The sequence below is a fragment of the Streptomyces sp. NPDC002817 genome (genome assembly GCF_053592055.1).
Genome location: NZ_JBSFUY010000007.1, coordinates 33,744 through 52,130, shown reverse-complemented (window position 1 = coordinate 52,130; position 18,387 = coordinate 33,744). Strand labels below are relative to the sequence as shown.

Sequence of the window (18,387 nt, the reverse complement as noted above, 5' to 3'; positions counted from 1 at the left end):
GCACCCCTGGAGCGGCCCTCAACGCCCGCTCGGCGCCTCCCCGAACCCCAGCTCCGGCGCCAGCGCACGCGCCTCCGCCGCCCAGCCCGCCAGGAAGGCGAGGGCCGACCCCCGTTCCCGGTAGCGGAGTTCGGCGGACACGAGGCTCCCACCGCCGTAGTCCAGCTGCACCTCGCCCGCGCGGGCCGGCGACAGGGCGGTGAGCCAGTCGTACTTCACCGCGGACGCACACACCCCGAGCCGTACGAGCCGTTCGTCGCCCTGCCATCCGCTCCCCGCAGCCCGTGCAGATACGCCTCGTACGCCTGGGCCGCGTACCCCGGCAGCCGCTCGGCCGGGACGAACAGGTCGAAGACGGAGTCGGGCAGATAGTTGCCCAGGTCCTCGCCGAGGGCGCCGTCGCCGGTGAACGCCCAGTCGTACAGGACGCTGTCCGGGCCGTCGGAGCGGACGTTGGCCGGCCACCGGTCGAGGTGGCTGAGGACGCGTGGGAGGGACTCCATGATCTGGAGGAACCACTCGCGGTCGTGGTGGAGGCGGACCATGTCCTGGCGCAGGCCGGCCGGGAAATGCTCCCGGACCAGGGGCCGGCGCCAGGCCTCGTCGTCGTCGAGGAGCTCCTGGCCGAGAGTGTTGCTGCCGACGTACTGCCGCAGAAAGCGACGCGAGAGCCATGGCTCGTCGACCGTATGCAGTCTTCCTGGCGCGGTATACAGGCCTCCTTGCGCCGCACCCAGTCGACGGGCGTGCTCGACATGCCGGGACACGCTCCTCCGGGTGCCCGGCTCGCCCCGCACCCGCTCCAGCCACAGCGCCACATCCCCGTCGGCCCGTTCCACGCAGGCCAGCAGCCGGGGCGCGCGGATGCCGTACGGGGCCCAGACCTGCGCCGGTCCCGACGCGTACACGTCGGCCTCGCGCCGCCAGTAGTTCCAGTGCCGGGGATCGTCGGAGGCGGCCCAGCGGCCCGTGGCCCCCTTGGTACGGGTCAGCACCTTCAGCACGGCGGAACGGTCGCCCGCGTCGACGGCCCAGACGCCGCCGGTGACGCCGTTCCTGGGGTTGTGGGTGAGCGGTTCCAGAAGGGCCGGGCCGGAGAAGGGGCCGAGGACGTCACCGGCCTCGGCGTGCACGACATCCGTGTCAGCGGACATCCCCCAAGGCTAGGCGGGGCAGAGGGCCACACGATCACGTTCCGCCGTACCGGGCCTGTTCGCGGGATGGACAAGCGCGGTCGAAGACCCGTCCCCGGAGTACCGTCGACGGCATGACCAGCAACTCCTCCCTCGCCGAGGCCCTCGCCGCCGGGACCGTCGTGCTCGACGGCGGTATGTCCAACCAGCTCGAGTCCGCCGGACACGACCTCAGCGACGAGCTGTGGTCGGCGCGGCTGCTCGCCGAGCGGCCCGAGGCCATCACCGAGGCACACCTCGCCTACTTCGAGGCGGGCGCGGACGTGGCGATCACCTCCAGCTACCAGGCCACCTTCGAGGGCTTCGCCAAGCGCGGGATCTCGCACGAGCGGGCGGCCGAACTGCTCACGACGAGCGTCGAGTTGGCCCGCGAGGCGGCCTCGCAGGCCAAGGCGCAGGGCGTCACGCGGCCGCTGTGGGTGGCGGCGTCGGTCGGCCCGTACGGGGCGATGCTGGCGGACGGCTCCGAGTACCGGGGACGGTACGGCCTGAGCGTCGACGAGCTCGAGCGTTTCCACCGGCCCCGTCTGGAGGTGCTCGCCGCCGCCGGACCCGACGTACTGGCTCTGGAGACGGTGCCGGACACGGACGAGGCGGAGGCGTTGGTGCGGGCGGTGCGTGGACTGCATACACCCGCCTGGCTCTCGTATTCGATCGACGGTCGGCACACCCGCGCCGGCCAGCCGCTGGAGGAGGCCTTCGCCCTGGCCGCCGACGCGGACGAGGTGATCGCGGTCGGCGTGAACTGCTGCGCGCCCGAGGACGTGGACGCCGCCGTCGAGATCGCCGCCCGTGTCACCGGCAAGCCGGTCGTCGTCTATCCCAACAGCGGCGAGGCCTGGGACGCCGAGGCCCGCGCCTGGAACGGGCGCTCCTCCTTCGCCCCCGGCCAGGTGCGCGCCTGGCGGGAGTCCGGGGCCCGGCTGATCGGCGGGTGCTGCCGGGTGGGGCCGCAGGCGATCACGTCGATCGCGGGGACGCTGGCGGAGGCGTAGGCGGCGCCGGGCGGCAAAAGGAAAGGCAAGGAGCCAGCTGCTCCCCGCCACTCTCAACCTATAGCGCACCATGGGCCTTGCGGCAAGACCCCCCTCGTGCCGCAGAATCTCCGGTCGAAGCCAGAAGCTGCTGAAATCAGCGATTCGCGCAATGCATGCGCTTATGGGGGTCTCATGATCGACGTGATCATCGCCGGTGGCGGACCGACCGGCTCGATGCTGGCCGGCGAGCTGCGGCTGCACGGCGTGCGGGTGCTCGTGCTGGAGAAGGACGCCGAGCCCGCCGCGTACGTCCGCTCGCTCGGCCTCCACGTACGCAGTATCGAGGTGATGGACCAGCGCGGTCTGCTGGAGCGGTTCCTCGCCCACGGCCGGCAATTCCCCGTCGGCGGTGGCTACTTCGCCGCCATCGACAAGCCGGTGCCCGAGCTGGACACCGCGCACGGCTACATCCTCGGCATCCCGCAGCCCGTCACCGATCGTCTGCTGGCCGAGCACGCCACCGAGCTCGGCGCCGAGATCCGGCGCGGCTGCGAGGTGGTGGGGGTGAGCCAGGACGAGGACGGGGTGAGCGTCGAACTCGCCGACAGCACACGGCTGCGCTCGCGCTATCTCGTCGGCTGCGACGGCGGGCGCAGCACGGTGCGCAAACTGCTCGGGATCGGTTTCCCCGGTCAACCCGCCCAGGCCGAGACGCTGTTGGGCGAGATGGAGGTGACGGAGACCCAGGAGACGATCGCCGCCGTCGTGACGGAGATCCGGCAGACCGAGAAGCGGTTCGGCCTCGGGCCCGTCGGGGAGGGGCGGTACCGCGTCGTCGTGCCCGCCGAGGGGGTGGCCGAGGACCGCTCGGTCGTGCCGACCCTGGAGGAGTTCAAGCAGCAGTTGCGGGCCTATTCGGGCACCGACTTCGGGGTGCACTCGCCGCGTTGGCTCTCCCGGTTCGGCGACGCCACCCGGCTGGCCGAGCGCTACCGGGTCGGCCGCGTGCTGCTGGCCGGCGACGCGGCGCACGTCCACCCGCCGTTGGGCGGACAGGGGCTCAACCTCGGTATCCAGGACGCGTTCAACCTCGGCTGGAAGCTGGCCGCCGAGGTCTCGGGCCGGGCTCCCGAGGGACTGCTGGACAGTTACGAGAGCGAACGGCGCCCGGTGGCCGCCGCCGTACTGGACAACACCCGCGTGCAGAGCCTGCTGATCTCCACCGACCCGACCGCCCAGGCGGTGCGGCGGCTGATGGCGGAGCTGATGGACTTCGAGGGCGTCACCCGGCACCTGATCGAGAAGGTCACCGCGCTCGACATCCGCTACGACTTCGGCGAGGGCCACGAGCTGCTCGGCCGGCGGCTGCGTGACGTGAAGCTGAAGCAGGGGCGCCTCTACGAGCTGCTGCACGGCGGCCGCGGGCTGCTGCTCGACCGGACCGGCGGCCGGCTCTCGGTCGGGGGCTGGGCGGACCGGGTCGACCACGTCGTCGACGGCAGCGAGGAACTGGACGTGCCCGCCGTTCTGTTGCGGCCGGACGGCCATGTGGCGTGGGTCGGCGAGGACCAGGAGGAGCTGCTCGATCGGCTGCCCCGGTGGTTCGGCGCCGCCACCGGCTGAGCGCGCGGCCGCCGCAGTTCCTGCCGCATCCCCCTCGTCCCGGCCCTCCCCCGCTGCTAGCCTCCGGGTCGGGAACCGGTTTCCATCCATGTTGCCGCAGTTCCCGAGGGGTGGGCCGACAAGCCCGGGGAGAGGGACGAGGCAGGTATGACCAGAAAGAGCGAGGACGCGAGCCGCAGCACCATCAGGGACGTGGCGGCGCGCGCGGGGGTGTCCGCGTCGACCGTGTCGCGGGTGCTGGGCGGGGTCTATCCGGTGAGCGCGGCGACCCGTACGCGCGTGATGCGGGCGGTCCGCGAGATGGACTACGTCGCCGACGCGCGCGCCAAGGCGATCGCGGGCGTCGGCACGCCCACGCTGGCGTTCGTGCTCGAGGACATCACGGGTCCGTCGTTCGCGCTGATGGCGCACGGCGTGGAGCGTGAGGCCATGCGGCTGGGCCATCTGTGCCTGGTGTGCAGCACGGAGGGCGACGCGCGGTACGAGCTGGAGTTCGTGGAGATGATGCGCGCGCAGCGGGCGGCCGCCGTGATCCTGGTCGGCGGTGGCGCCGACACCGCCGAGTACCGCGAACGCACCCGCCGCATGGCCGACTCGCTCGCCTCGGCCGGCTCCCGACTCGTGCTGTGCGGGCGCCCGCCGCTGGGGCCCGGGGCACCGGTCACGGTCATCGAGTACGACAACGAGGGCGGCGCCTACGCCCTGGTCGCGCACGTCCTCGCGCAGGGCCATCAGCGGGTGCTGTTCCTCGGCGGCAAGTCCGACCACACCACGGCGCAGGGGCGCGAGCGCGGCTATCTCGCCGCCCACCGGGCGCGCGGTGTCGAGCCCGCCGAGGAGCTGGTGCTGCACGGCGACTTCACCCGCGACTCGGGCCACCGGCTGATGCGCGAGGCGCTGGAGCAGAAGCTGGACTTCACGGCCGTGGTCGCCGCCACCGACATGGTCGCGGCGGGCGCGCTCACCGCGCTGCACGAGGCGGGCCTCAGTGTGCCGCGCGATGTGTCGCTGGCCGGGTACGACGACATTCCGTTCGCCCGGGATCTGCATCCGGCGCTGACGACCGTGCATGTTCCCTACGAGGAACTGGGCAGGCTCGCCGTGAGGACCGCGCTGGGGCGCGAACCGAACACCCCGGACGAGCATCTGCTGCTGGGCACGCATGTGGTGGTACGGGACTCGGTGGCGCCGCTCAAGGAATAGGCGGTGCGGCCGCGGGCACCGTGGGCCTCTTGTCGCGGAACCGGTTGCTTCCTATGCTCACGATCTTGGCAAACGCTCTCTATCCTGGAGCCTCCCGCATGAGCACCGGCCCCATCCGTCTCACCCCGGGCGCGCACACCGCCCTCCGTCCCGCGACAGCCGCCCGCATCACCGACGGATTCTGGGCCGCCCGCCGCACCACCAACGCCGACGTCAGCATTCCGCAGGGCCCCGACCGTCTGGAGGCGGCCGGAAACCTCGACAACCTCCGCGCCGCCGGCGACGGCAAGGGCTCCTTCACCGGCGACTTCCCGTTCCAGGACTCGGACGTGCACAAGTGGCTGGAGGCGGCGTCCTGGCAGCTCGCGGACCGTCCCGACAATCCCGAACTGGCCGCTCACGTGGACGAGTTGACCGCTCTCCTGGCCGCCGCGCAGGACACCGACGGCTATCTGCAGACGTACTACCAGGTCGCCCGCCCGGACCGGCGCTGGCAAGAACTCGGCTGGGGCCACGAGTTGTACTGCGCGGGCCATCTGCTGCAGGCCGCGGTGGCCCACCACCGTGCGACGGGACGCCGTGAACTCCTCGACGTCGCCGAGCGGTTCGCCGCACACATCGACTCGGTCCTCGGCCCGGGCCGGCGGATCGACAACGTGTGCGGCCACCCCGAGATCGAGACCGCGCTGGTGGAGCTGTACCGGGAGACCGGGGAGCGGCGCTGGCTGGAGCTGGCCGGCCACTTCGTGGACCGGCGCGGGCACGGGCTCCTCGACGCCGACGTCAACCCCCATCTGGGCCGCGCCTATTGGCAGGACCACATACCGGTGCGCGAGGCCACGACGGTCTCCGGTCACGCCGTACGGCAGCTGTATCTGCTCGCGGGTGTGGCGGACCTCGCCGCGGAGACGGGCGACCGTGAACTGTATGCGGTCGCCGAGCGACTGTGGGACGTGATGGTGGCGACGAAGAGCTATCTGACGGGCGGTGTCGGCGCCCGTCACGAGGGCGAGTCCTTCGGGGAGCCGTACGAACTCCCGCCGGACCGGGCCTACGCGGAGACCTGCGCGGCCATCGCGTCGATCCAGTGGTCGTGGCGGATGGCGCTGCTGACCGGTGACGCGAAGTACTCCGACCTCGTCGAACGCACCCTCTACAACGGCTTCCTGGCCGGCGTCGGCCTCGACGGCGACAGCTGGCTGTACGTCAATCCGCTCCAGGTGCGCGAGGGGTACGAGGGCGCGTACGAACCGGACAAGGCGGCCCGCCGCACGCCCTGGTTCCGCTGCGCCTGCTGCCCGCCGAACGTGATGCGGCTGCTCGCCTCGCTCCCCCACTACATGGCGAGCGGCGACGCCGAGGGGCTGCAGCTCCATCAGTACGCGACGGGCGTGTACGAGGCCGGCGGCGGCCGGATCCGGGTGGCGACCGGCTATCCCTGGGACGGGCGGATCGCGGTGACCGTCGAGGAGGCGCCGGACGCCGACTGGACGCTGTCGCTGCGTCTCCCGTCCTGGTGCACGGACTTCACGGCGACGGCTCCCGACGGCGAACCGCCCGCCGAGATCCTCCCCGGCTGGCTGCGGGTGCGTCGTCGCTGGTCGCCGGGCGACACCTTCACCCTCGACCTCGAACTGGACGCCCGGCTCACCCGCCCCGACCCGTACGTGGACGCCGTACGCGGCTGCGTGGCCATCGAACGCGGCCCCCTGGTCCACTGCCTGGAGGGCGTGGACCAGCGGCCGGGCATCCCCTTCGAGGACCTGACCCTGCCCTACGGCTCCCCTCTCACGTTCCGGCACGACCCCGAGCTGCTGGGCGGGGTCGGTGTCGTCACTGCCGACGGACTGCGCCGGGGAGGCGGAGACGCCGTACCACTGACCGCAGTTCCGTACTACGCGTGGGCGAACCGTCAGGAGGGGCCGATGCGCGTGTGGATTCCGGAGGGGTGACGTCGGCGGTCCAGAGGGCGAAACCGGTATCGCGGGGGCCGTGCGCTGTGTACGGCGGACTGTATGCGAAATCCGGGCGACCGTCGGCTGTCGGCGCCGGTCGGCCGTCGATCGCGTAATCCGGCCGACCGTCGCCGACGTCGCCGAAGATCCGCACCGGGTGCGTCTCGTCCCACGCCTCCCACCCCGGGTCCCCGTCGACCGCGAACCGCACCCACGCCCCGTGCATCGCCTCGGCGAGCTCGTGCGGTGCCCCCTGCCCGGCGAGCTTGGCCGACTCGGGGCTGTCGCCCGTGTCGAAGACGAAGCCCAGTTCCAGGGCGTGGCAGGAGCCGAGGTCGGGGAGGTTGGAGGGCCAGGCGAACTCGTAGACGTACGCGGTGTCGGGGCGGGCCTCGGCCAGGCGGTGCAGGGGGATGCGCAGCAGGTGGTCGGTGACCATCTGGCCGACGATCTCGGCGGTGCCGGCGTCGGGGTGCAGGACGCGGTAGCCGCGCGGCACCTCGTGGCCGGCGTGGCAGCGGGCCATGGCGCCGGCCAGGGCGACGGCGCCGAGGCGGTCGACGCGTTCCAGGAGGCCGCCGGGGACCAGCCAGAGCCGGTACTCGTCGCGGGTCCAGCCGACCATCAGGTCGACGTCACGGGCCGCGTCGCCCTCGGTCAGTGCGTCCAGGGGATCGCGCGGGACCAGGTCGCCGTCGACGACGATGCCGAAGGCGGGGCCGCCGAGCACCGGGCTGCTGAGCCGGCCGACCTCGCCCTGGGTGCGCAGCAGCAGTTCGCGGTCGACCTCGGCGAAGGCGGCCGCGGTGGCGGGGATCTTCAGCCGGGCGGCCATCCGGCGCACCATCCGCCGTACCTTGTCGCGGTCGGCGGCCTCGGGCGGCCCGCTCTGCAGGATCGCGCGCCGCACCAGGCCCTGGGCCTGCGGTGCGGCGAGCAGGGCGCCGGTACTGATGGCGCCCGCGGACTGGCCCGCGAGGGTGATGCAGGCGGGGTCGCCGCCGAAGGCCTCGATCGACCGGTGCACCCACTCCAGTGCGGCGAGCTGGTCGCGCAGGCCCGGGTTGGCGGGGGCGTCCGGGAACAGGCCGTAGCCCTCGACCCCCAGCCGGTAGTTGACGGAGACGAAGACGACGCCGTCGCGGGCGAAGCCATGCCCGTCGTACACCGGCACGGCGGAAGATCCCCTGGTCAGGGCGCCTCCGTGCAGCCAGACCAGGACCGGGAGCCGGGCCCCGCGGCCCGGCTCCGGTGTCCATACGTTGAGGTTGAGGCAGTCGTCGCCGGGCACGACCGGGTCGGACAGGTACTGCGCGAAGGCTTCGGAGTACGGCGGTTTCGGCGCCGTGGGCCCGAAGGCCCCCGCGTCCCGCACCCCCTCCCACGGCTCGGGCGGGAGGGGTGGCCGGAACCTTCGGGGGCCGAAGGGGGGTGCCGCGTAGGGGATGCCCCGGAACACCGCGGTCCCGTTCTCATGGCGGCCGCGTACGGCTCCGTACGGCGTGCTCACCACGGGATCCTTCTGGACTGCTGCCGTCATTCGACCACCAGCCTCCTCGCCGCGCTCGTGCACCGGTAACAACAGAGCACCACATCACGGCGCGCTATTCCGGCGCAGGAGGCGGTCTGGAGGCTGTTCGGGGTACATCGCATACAGTCCGCTACCGTCCGTACACGTTGTGCTGTGTGCTGTGTGTACAGACGGTGCCGCGTACTACTTCGCGTACATCAGCGTGCCGAAGCCGAGCTGGTCGAAGCCGCCGCTGGTGGAGCCGTAGTCTCCGCCGCCGCCCTCGGGGGCGTTGGCGTAGTAGAACGCCGAGATGTACTTGTCGTCGAGGCCCAGACGCCGGTTGTAGTGGAAGTGGAGCATCGCCCAGACGGGGCGGATCTGGCCGCGGGAGGCGGAGGAGATCACCGTCTGGGAGGACTGGGAGCAGTTCTGACCGGTGCCCCAGGTGTAGGTGGTGAAGGGGACGTCGTTGCCGAGGTTGTACTTCGCGACGTACTGGGCGCCCTTCATGAAGCGGCGGCTGTCGTACGAGTAGAGGTCGTCGCCCTGGTTCCAGGCCATCTCGCAGATCGCGCCCATCTGGCCCATGCCCATGACGGTGTGCCCCTGGTCGCGGCCGGACTCCTGCCACTGGCCCAGCGCGTAGCCGTCGGAGTCGGTGTACAGGTACGGCACCGCGTGCGCGAGGGAGCCGTTGCCGGCACCGGACTTGAAGTACGTGACGGCCTGGTCGTACTTGGCGCCGTCCTCGTTGAGGATGCCGATGGCCAGGATCGAGGCCATGTTGCACAGGTCCCAGTTGGCCCAGTAGTTGGTGATGCAGGCGTCGTTGTGGTTGGTCAGGAAGCTGTTGTTCATCGGGTAGAAGACGCGCGCCATCATCTCCTGGGCGGCGGCGAGGTCGAACCCGTCGTAGTCCCGCATGAGTTCGCAGGCGTTGGCGAACTGCCAGCCGTAGAGACCGGCCGCGAGGAACCGGTCGGCGTTGCCGCCGATCGAGGTGAGCGTGGTGGACCACGCGTTGAGGATGCCGGCGGCGCAGACCGCGTTGGCCTCGGTGCCGCCGACCCGCCAGCGCAGGGCGTTCTGATAGGCGGCGGCGATGTCGTTGTAGAGGAGGCCGTAGTTCTCGCCGGTGCCGCCGCGGATGACGGTGGCGGTGGCCCGGTTGGTCCAGGTGGACTGGGAGTGGGAGTTGGCGACCAGTTTGTTCCAGCCGGACAGCCAGGGGTCGGTGCCGGCGGCGACCCTGACCTTGGCGCGGTTGATGTCGCCGGCGTTGTGCAGCATGCCCGGGTGGGTCCAGGTGGACGGGGCGGCGTCCGCGGTGGTGGCGGCGAAGGCGCCGCCCCCGAGGGCGAGGGCGGCGCCGAGTCCGCCGGCGGTCCTCAGCAGACCGCGGCGGCTCAACTCGCTTTCCTGGACGCGCCGGTGGGGGGATGTGCGGCTCATGTGCGTCTCCAATCCGTGGGGGGATCTAGAGAGAGGTGACACTCACCTCTTCGAACTGGGTGGTGCAGCGGACCAGCGGGCTGCGGGAGCAGACCACGAGGCCGACGTGATATCCGGCGTCGCCGAAACCGGGGATCTCGCCGGAGGCGAGGTCGGTCCAGGTGGTGCCGTCGTCGGTGGAGACTGCTGCGGTGAAGGCGGTCCCGGTGCGCTTCAGCCGTAGCAGCAGGGGAAGTTGGACGGTGGCGGTGCCGGAGAATGCGGAGGCTCCGGCGACGGTCTTGCGCAGCATGAGCTGTGCGGTGGTGCCGCCGGTGACGATGAGTCCGGCCGCCTGGTCGAACGGCGACAGCGACTTGGCCATCAGCAGGCCGACCCGGTCCGCGGTGGTGCCGTTGCGGGAGGCCAGACGGGCGGTGACCTGGCAGTCGCCGGTGACCGGGCGGCGTACGAACTGCCCTGTCATCCCTTGGTTGTTGACGGTCAGGTCGGTGCCCGCGCCTCGGACGGTGAAGGTGCCGTCGGCGTACGAGGTGCTGCCGGGTGTCGCGACCGCCACCACGCCGAGGGTGCCGAAGGCGCGGTCGTCGAGGACCGGGTCGCCGAGGTCTCCGTACGTCCAGGGGGCGGGCGGGGGTGTGCCGACCGTGAGGGCGAGGGTGCCGGTGGCGTCACCGGACGCGTTGCCCGCGGTCGTCGTGACCGTGAACTCGCCGGCTTCGGTGGGGGTTCCGCAGATCAGACCGGTGCGCCTGTCGAGGCGCAGGCCGTCGGGAAGTCCGTCGGCGGCGAACCGTACGGGCTCGTGGGAGCCGCGCAGCAGGTGCCGGAAGGTGTCGCCGCGATTCGCGAACACGGCTGCCGAGGAGGTGAGTTGAGGCGCGGTGGGGGGGGGCATCTGCGCGATGGCGGGTTCCGAGAGGGGGCCGCGGCCCGCGCTGTTCGTCTTCGCCACGACGTAGTGATACGCCGTGCCGGGGGTGCCGGTGGCGTCCGTGTACCGGATGCGGGTGCCGAAGCCGACGGGGCCGACGCGGCTCGCGATCGTCTCGTAGGGGCCGTCGGCGGTGGTGGCGCGAAGAACCTTGTACCGGGCGGAGAGATCCGGGTCGGTCCAGGCCAGTTCGACCGCGTCGGCGGCGGAGGTCGCGCGCAGGTCGACGGCGGTGCGCCTGGGGCGGGGTGCGGACCAGACCTCGCCGGCCGTGGCGGAGACCACGCTGACGTGGTCGAAGGCGCCGGTGCCGGTCTCCGCGTAGTCCTCGTCGACGCCGAGGCAGGAGGTGAGGACGAGACCGGCGTATGCGATGTGCCGTAGACCGTCGACCTCGGTACGGCCGACCTCCGTCCACCGTATGCCGTCCGGCGAGATCGCCCCGGTACACCAGCGGCCCTTGCGGGTCACGCGCACCCAGTACGGGGCCCGCAGCCGGTAGCCGTCGCCGGCGCCCTCGACGTACGGGGCCTCCAGGGGTGTCGCCGATTCCGGCAGCGTGCCGAGGCCGGAGATCGGGAAGGACGCGTTGACGGTGATCGCGTCCTGCTGGGAGGGCGGCACCGGGGTGCTGCCGGTGGCCGAGATGCCGGCCCCGGCCTTCGGCCGTACGGTCCACACGCCGCTCCATGTGTGCAGCGGCAGCCCCTGGATCAGCATCGAGGCGTGGGCGGCGTCCGCGCCGAGGCCCGCCCGGACGGTGACGCCGATCTTGGAGTACTGCGAGCTGAGCGGCCACACGACGCGGGCGGTGACGGTGCCGTCGCCGCGCAGCGGGAGGTGGACGAGGCGATGGGTGTCGGCGGTGCCGCTCGCCTCCAGGACGAATCGTTCGCCGTCGAAGGCGGCGGAGCCGGGGATCTTCACGTCGCCGACGTCCCGGGTGGACCAGGGCTCGGGAAGGCCTGCGGTGGCGGCGGCGAGGCCCGACGCGCCGCTACTGCCGAAGGAGTTCGTGGCGGTGACGGTGTAGTGGTAGGTCCGCCCGGACCGTACGCCGTCGTCTGTATGCGATGTTTCGTCGACTGCCGACGCGATCTCCTGGTACGGCCCTTCGGGCTCGTCCGCCCGGCGGACGGTGTACTTCGTCGCCCACACGGACGGCAGCCAGGTCACGGTGACCGACGTACCCTCGCCACCCCCCACCGCCGTGATCCCCGCCGGTGCCGTCGGCGCGCTCGGGTCCGGCGTCTTCGTCCCGGCGTAGGCGAACGTCCCCCAGCTGGGCAGGTCGTCGTTGCTGCCCTCGACGACGCGGGCGCCGCCCGTGCCGCGGAAGACGGCCGCCTCGGTGTACGGGGTGTCGAGGCCGCGGACGCCGGCGTAGTGGGCGTAGTACATCTCGTAGATCGGCGGCAGGGTGCCACGGACCTTGTCGGAGACGGTCGTCTTGATGTACTTGCCGGTGCGGTCGAGGTCGGGAGTGAAGGGGACGTCGCCGCCGAGGTTGTAACGGGCGGCGTACTCGGCGTTGGCGAGGATGCGGTGGTCGTCGAAGGCCCACAGGTCGACGCCCTGGTTCCAGGCGACCTGCGCGGCGTCGCCCATGAGGCCGACGGCGAGCTGTTCGTGGGCCTGGTCGCGGCCGCTCTCCTGGCCCTGGCCGGCGTCGGTGACCACCCTGCCCAGGACGCTGCCGTTGCCGGCGCCGGCCGCGGCGAACCGCAGCGCGTCCTCGAAGAGGGTGCGTTGCTCGCAGAACACGCCGATGGCGAGGATGGACTGAAGGGCCGTCAGGTCCCAGTTGCCGTTGGCGTAGAGCGTGTAGCCGGAGATCGCCGGATACCAGACGCGCAGGAAGGACTCCTCGCAGCGCACGATGTCGGCGTCGCTCCAGCCGTCGTAGTCCGAATGCCGCAGCAGTTCGGCCGCGTTGACGAACTTGAAGACCTGCAGCCCCGCACCGAGCGGACCGTCGGCCCCGGTGACCATGGTGAGCGATGCCGACCAGGCGTTGAGGATGTCCCGGGCCTTGTCGGCGTGGGCGCGGTTGCCGGTGACGGCCCACATCAGGGCGTTCTGGTAGGCGGCGGCCGAGTCGGCGACGGCCTGGTTCTGGAAGTTGGTGGGGCCCCGGCCCCAGCTGGTGATCTGGCCGGTGTTCTGGACGGTGTACGTGGACTTCGAGCGGGCGTGGGCCGCGAAGGCGAGGTAGCCGTCGTGGATCGGGGATTCCTGTGCCGCGACAGCGGATTTCATGCGTGCGATGTCGTCGGCTGTATGCAGTAGGCCGGGGTGGGTGAACTGTCTGCCGTCGGCAGCGGTGTCGGCGTCGGCGTCCGCCGCTCTCGCCGTGCCGGGCACGAGCAGTCCGCTCGTGCCCGCCGCCAGCAGCAGGGCCGCGGTGCCGCCGAGGAAACCCCGGCGGCTCGTCGCTGGAGTGCTGGAAGTACCGGGGGTGCCGGGAGTGCTGAATGTGGTCACGACGCCGCGGCCGCCTCGGCCTCGGCGGTGGTGAGGAACTTCAGGTTCGTGACGTGCTCGTTGGAGTACCACTGGATCGTGTCGGTGGTGTAGTACCAGGTCGGCTTCTTCATCGAGTCGGCGATGACCTGGCCGTTGATCACGAGGTTCTCGAACGTGACGTTGTCGATGGCGTGTTCGGCGTCGTAGCCGAGGAGCAGCGACGGGTTGGCCTTCGTGCCCGTGTAGGTGAGGTTCTTGACATAGACGTCCTGGATGCCGCGGCCGACCGAGGTGTTGTACTTCGTGTTGTACATGACCTTCAGATAGATGACCTGGCCCCAGCGGATGTCCTCGATCCGGACGTCCTCGACGCGGACGTTCTTCAGGAGGTTGGAGTCGCCGACGTTGAGGGCGATGCAGCCCTGGTAGTTCATCTGGGGTTCGCGCTGGTCGCAGATGTCGAGGTTCTCGAAGACGAGGTTCTCGATCGTCTCGGGGTTCTCGGTGTTGCCGTGTGTGCCGACGTTGACGGGGTGGGCGACGTCGGCCCAGAGGGTGGAGTTCTTGACGGTGATGTTCCTGGTGTCGCCGTAGTACTCCCAGCGGTGGGTGTAGATGGCGATGCAGTCGTCGGAGTTGCGCATGAAGACGCCGTCGATGGTGACGTCGCTGCTGGAGAAGACGTCGATGCCGTCGCCCCAGCCCTTGGAGCTGAAGGCGCACATGCCCTTGATGGAGACGTCGGTGGACTCGCCGATCTGGACCGCGTAGCCGTTGGGGTTGAGGACGGTGACGGCGTCGATACGGATGTCGTTCGAGCCTTCGACGAGGATGCCGCCCGCCTTGGTGCCGGCGAGCACACCGCGGCCGGTGATCCGGGCGTCCCGCACGTCTCTGAAGACGACGGTCGCCTTGAGCAGGGCGCCGCCGTCGAGGTGAACGGTCTTGCCCGAGGGGACGTTGAGGTATCCGTCGGCGGTGGTGTGGACGCCGGGGCCGTAGTAGAGGACGTCGGGGTCGTCCGCCTTCGGCTTGCGCTTCTCGATCGGGCGGGCGAACAGGTGCAGGGAGTCGAAGAGGTCGTCGTTGATCTGGACGACGATGTTGCGCGGTCTGTCGAGGGTGAACCGGAGGGTGTCGGCGAGGACTTCGGGCGTGATGCCGTACGAGTCGGGCCGCACCCGCACCTTCTGCACCCCGCCCTTGATGAAGGTCACTTCGACCTCGACCTCACCGCAGAAGTCGAAGTAGGCGAGGGAGGAGTTGAACTGCTTCTTGCTGCCCGTGGCGGCGTTGATCTCGGCGAGGGTGGGCCGGTAGACCCCGAGGGTCTGCCAACTGCCGCCAGGAACCCGGACCTTGACGGTGTAGCTGCCGGTGTTGACGGGGGCGCCGGACGGCACGGGGTACGTCACCAGGTGCGGTTCCACCGTGTCGCCGTCCGCGCGGGCCGCCGTGGCCGTCAGGTCGGTGAGGCCGGCCGCGAGCACGGTGGCACCTGCCGCCTGGAGGGCGGTGCGGCGTGACAGGGGCGTGTTCATCTCAGGACTCCTTGCAACAGGTCGGAAGGTTGGGCTACTTGAGGCCCGACGTGGACATCCCGGCGACGAATCCGCGCTGGGCGACGAGGAAGATCAGCAGGATCGGGACGACGTACATCACCGAGGCCGCGGCCTGCAGTTCGGGGACGGGTGTGCCGCCCTCGTTGACATAGGCGGTCATCACGGCGACGGCGAGCGTGGTGCGGTCGGTGGACAGCAGCAGCTGCGGGGCGATGTAGTCGCCCCAGGTCCAGGTGAAGGCGATGATGAAGCTCGCGGACAGCACGGGCCAGGACTGCGGCAGGAAGATCCGCCAGAAGATCGAGGTGTAGCCGCAGCCGTCGACGATCGCGGCCTCCTCCAGTTCGCGGGGCATGCCCGCGAAGAACTGCCGGAAGAGGAAGACCAGATACGGTGCCGCGGACAGGCCCCACAGCACCCACGGCCAGTAGGTGTCGACCATGCCGAGCTTGGCGAAGATCAGGTAGGTGGGCAGCAGGGTGACCATCTGCGGCAGCATCATCGAGCCGAGCAGCACACCGAACAGCACCTTCTTGCCGGGCGCGTCGAGCCGGGCGAAGCCGAATCCGACCCAGGCCGAGCTGAGGGTGACGAGCGTGGCGTAGAGCAAGGCGATGATCAGGGAGTTGCGGGCGTAGCCGAGGAAGTCGATCTGGTCGAAGGCGTCGGCGAAGTTGTGCCACTGGAAGGCGTCGGGCAGCCAGTGCACGGGGGAGGCGGCCAACTCCCCTTGTGTCTTGAGTCCGGAGAGGATCAGCCAGCCGAACGGGCCGAGGAACAGTCCGGTGACGGAGACGAGCACGGTGTAGAGGGCGAGGCGTTTGGCACGAACGCGTACGCGCGCGCCGGCCATCGGTGACGTGGGCGGCAGACTGGTCGCGGTCACTTCTTCGCCTCCGGGTCGACGTTGTAGAACACGGCGCCGGACGTGAACTTGAAGATGAGTCCGGTCACGACGAGGATGAGGACGAAGAGCACCCACAGCAGTGCGGAGGCGTAGCCGTAGCGGCCGAGCGCGAAGTACTGCGCGAACACGTGCATCATGTAGAGGTAGTTGGACTGCGGGACCGTGGTGATACCGCTCGTGTCACCGAGCGGTGCCAGCAGCAGCGGCATGATGGTCTGAACCGAGGCGATCATCCCGGTGACGGTCTGGAAGAGCAGCACGGGCGACAGCAGCGGCACGGTGATGCTGCGGAAGGTGCGCCAGGCGCTCGCCCCGTCGATGCGGGCCGCCTCGTGGAGTTCACGGGGGACGTCCTGGAGACCGGCCAGCGAGATGATCATGACGTTGCCGGCGCCCCAGAGCACGGTCATCAGCAGGACGTAGCGGGCGTAGGGGTCGGCGAGCCAGGCCACGGCGTCGATACCGAAGAAGGTCAGAACGCCGTTGGTGGCACCGGAGTTCTGGTCGAAGAGCAACTTGAAGGCGAGGCCCGCGCCCACCGGCGGCACCACGGCGGGCAGATAGAGCAGGGTGCGGAACAGTCCGCGCGCCTTGAGCGGCCGGTTGACCAGTACGGCGAGGCCGAGTCCCGCGATGATCGACAGCGGTACCGAGGTCACCGCGAACAGGCCCGCGCGGCCGAGGGAGTCCCAGGTGACCGGATCGTTCAGCAGCTCGCGGTAGTTGCCGAGTCCGACGTACTTCCAGTTGGGCGAGATGCCGTCGAAGGTGGTGAAGCTGAGCCACAGCGCGTACGCCATCGGCACGATGGTCAGCAGCAGGAACCCGATGATCCAGGGCGAGGTGAACAGGTAGAACGCCCGGTGTCGGCGCGCGGTCATGGTGATCCGTGGCCGCCCGGCGGCGCTCGCGCGTCCGGTGCCCGCGGCGGCGTCGGGCCGGTCCGCGACGGGGGAGATCTGATCGACCGTCATCCCACCTGCTCCTTACCGCGCTTCAGCTGATCGTTGATGGCCGAGTTCAGACGTCCGGCGAGGGTGTCGACGGAGATCTGGCCGTTCATCGCGGCGGGGGCTATCTGGTTGAACAGGGCGTCGAAGGCGTCCGCCCTGGTGTACGGGGTGAAGGAGACCACCGAGAAATGCTTCAGTTCGTTGTCCTGGACCTTCAACACCCGTTCTTCGTAGTCCTCCTGACCGGGCATCAGAGATCGCAGCGACTTCAGCGTGGGGATGCCCCAGCCGCCGGCGGCGCGTGCCTTGGCCGGCTCCTCGCCGAAGAACCACTCGAAGACCCGCCAGGCGGCGTCCTTGTTCTTCGCGCCGCGCGGCATCCACAGTCCGGTGCCGCCCTGGCAGGCGCTGATCCGCCGACCGCCCGCGAACATCGGGGCGGGCGCCAGCCTCGACACCTTCGCCAGCTTCTTGTCCGGGTAGATCATGCCGCCCATCCAGTAGCCGGAGTTCGACATGGCCAGCCGCCCGGCCTGGTAGGTGGGGCCGTCCCAGCCGTTGGGGTCGGGCTGGATGAGGCTCGGTCCCACCTTGGTCCGGCAGTAGTCGATGTACCAGGTCAGGGCCTTTCGGGCCTCGGGGGTGGTGAAGTCGACGCGGGAGAAGTCGTCGTTGAAGAGGCTCCCTCCGGCGGACGCGGTCATGGTCGTCAGGAGGGTGGCCCGGGTGAGGCCGGCGTAGCTGCCGCCGAAGACGGTGGTCTGGCCCTTCTTGCGCTGGACGAGGCGCTTGGCGGTGTCCTGCCACTCCTCGTAGGTGACCGGTTCGGTCTCCGACGGTTGGTCGACACCGGCCTTGTCGAAGGCCGCGGTGTTGTACCAGTACATGGAGTCCTGGGAGAAGTCCTTGGCCATGCCGTAGCGCGGGCCCTTGCCCTGGGTGCGGCCGTCGTAGCGCCACAGGTCGTTGACGGGGTCCAGGTCGTCCAGCTTGAGGACGCCGCTCCGTGCGAAGTAGGGGTCCAGTTCCTCGGCCACGTCCCGTGCCGCGAAGAACGGCGAGTCCACGGCGCCGACGCCGCGCACCAGGTCGGGCGGGTTGCCGCTGGTGAGCATCGCGATCAGCTTGGTGATGTCGTACTTCACCAGGACGATCTTGATGCCGAGGGCCTTCTTCGCCTGCTGCACCTGCTCCGGGAGGATGTCTCCGGAGTTGACCATCACGGTGACGGTCTCCCCCGAGCCGCTGACCCCGGTGGACACCTGCAACGCGCAGCCGCTCAGCGCCGCCGCGCCGGCCGCGGCACCTCCCGCCGACAGGGCGAGGAACCGGCGGCGGCCCATCGGAGCACCGACATCAGGGTGCATGAACGCACCACCTCCCGCTTCACCTAGTTGGCTCGATTGCATGGCAACCGGTTGTTGGGCAGTGGGGCAGAGCTTCTTCCTGTCCGGAAACCGCGTCAAGAGCCTTGACGACTTTTCGAAAAGACTGTGTAACCCCGGCGACACGCGCCGAACGGCCCACAGGGCCGAGCAGGTTGACGAATGTGCAGCTCAAAGCCATCTTGTACGGCGGTGTCGGCCACCCTCGTCCGGACGTGCACACCGGTCGGGAGAGCCTCGCACCCGATCTCGCCGATCACCCGC

Annotated in this window: 13 protein-coding genes; 4 read left to right on the top strand and 9 right to left on the bottom strand. The window is 70.4% G+C overall.

The features are described 5' to 3' along the window. Positions 1-18 precede the first annotated feature (18 nt). The gene (locus ACWD3I_RS15635; RefSeq protein WP_365394442.1) at positions 19-219 is read right to left on the bottom strand and encodes a hypothetical protein; all 201 of its coding nucleotides are present in this window, start codon (positions 217-219) and stop codon (positions 19-21) included. Continuing rightward, a complete protein-coding gene (locus ACWD3I_RS15630) occupies positions 216-1,154 on the bottom strand; it encodes an aminoglycoside phosphotransferase family protein (protein WP_365394441.1) in 939 nt (312 codons plus the stop codon). The genes ACWD3I_RS15635 and ACWD3I_RS15630 overlap by 4 nt, the downstream gene beginning before the upstream one ends. A gap of 113 nt (positions 1,155-1,267) precedes the next feature. Here ACWD3I_RS15630 and mmuM point away from each other — a divergent pair, with 113 nt between their 5' ends. From mmuM to ACWD3I_RS15610, 4 genes are all read left to right on the top strand, one after another. Further along, complete coding sequence (gene mmuM / locus ACWD3I_RS15625) at positions 1,268-2,188, top strand: homocysteine S-methyltransferase (protein ID WP_365394440.1); 921 nt, start codon at positions 1,268-1,270, stop codon at positions 2,186-2,188. A gap of 174 nt (positions 2,189-2,362) precedes the next feature. Beyond that, positions 2,363-3,793, top strand: a complete 1,431-nt coding sequence (gene rox / locus ACWD3I_RS15620) for a rifampin monooxygenase (protein WP_365394439.1) — start codon at positions 2,363-2,365, stop codon at positions 3,791-3,793. A gap of 147 nt (positions 3,794-3,940) precedes the next feature. Next, entirely contained in the window at positions 3,941-4,996 is a 1,056-nt protein-coding gene (locus ACWD3I_RS15615) for a LacI family DNA-binding transcriptional regulator (RefSeq protein ID WP_365394438.1), read from the top strand. A 98-nt stretch (positions 4,997-5,094) separates the two neighbouring features. Then, the gene (locus tag ACWD3I_RS15610) at positions 5,095-6,948 is read left to right on the top strand and encodes a glycoside hydrolase family 127 protein (RefSeq protein ID WP_365394437.1); all 1,854 of its coding nucleotides are present in this window, start codon (positions 5,095-5,097) and stop codon (positions 6,946-6,948) included. Here ACWD3I_RS15610 and ACWD3I_RS15605 read toward each other — a convergent pair. The 7 genes from ACWD3I_RS15605 to ACWD3I_RS15575 form a co-directional block, all read right to left on the bottom strand. Continuing rightward, on the bottom strand, positions 6,830-8,491 hold the full coding sequence (locus tag ACWD3I_RS15605; RefSeq protein ID WP_365394436.1) for a carboxylesterase/lipase family protein: 1,662 nt from the start codon (positions 8,489-8,491) through the stop codon (positions 6,830-6,832). The genes ACWD3I_RS15610 and ACWD3I_RS15605 overlap by 119 nt on opposite strands. A 174-nt stretch (positions 8,492-8,665) precedes the next feature. Further along, positions 8,666-9,916, bottom strand: coding sequence for an alginate lyase family protein (locus ACWD3I_RS15600; RefSeq protein WP_365394435.1), 1,251 nt, complete (start codon positions 9,914-9,916; stop codon positions 8,666-8,668). A 25-nt stretch (positions 9,917-9,941) separates the two neighbouring features. Continuing rightward, a complete protein-coding gene (locus ACWD3I_RS15595; RefSeq protein WP_365394434.1) occupies positions 9,942-13,334 on the bottom strand; it encodes an alginate lyase family protein in 3,393 nt (1,130 codons plus the stop codon). Further along, positions 13,331-14,857: a glycosyl hydrolase family 28 protein gene (locus ACWD3I_RS15590; protein WP_365394433.1), complete on the bottom strand. Its 1,527-nt coding sequence runs from the start codon at positions 14,855-14,857 to the stop codon at positions 13,331-13,333. Before ACWD3I_RS15590 ends, ACWD3I_RS15595 begins: the two co-directional genes overlap by 4 nt. A gap of 34 nt (positions 14,858-14,891) precedes the next feature. Then, complete coding sequence (locus ACWD3I_RS15585; protein ID WP_365394432.1) at positions 14,892-15,764, bottom strand: carbohydrate ABC transporter permease; 873 nt, start codon at positions 15,762-15,764, stop codon at positions 14,892-14,894. Continuing rightward, positions 15,761-16,759, bottom strand: coding sequence for a carbohydrate ABC transporter permease (locus ACWD3I_RS15580; RefSeq protein ID WP_365394431.1), 999 nt, complete (start codon positions 16,757-16,759; stop codon positions 15,761-15,763). The genes ACWD3I_RS15585 and ACWD3I_RS15580 overlap by 4 nt, the downstream gene beginning before the upstream one ends. Next, positions 16,756-18,105: an extracellular solute-binding protein gene (locus tag ACWD3I_RS15575; protein ID WP_365394430.1), complete on the bottom strand. Its 1,350-nt coding sequence runs from the start codon at positions 18,103-18,105 to the stop codon at positions 16,756-16,758. The genes ACWD3I_RS15580 and ACWD3I_RS15575 overlap by 4 nt, the downstream gene beginning before the upstream one ends. Positions 18,106-18,387: the final 282 nt, after the last annotated feature.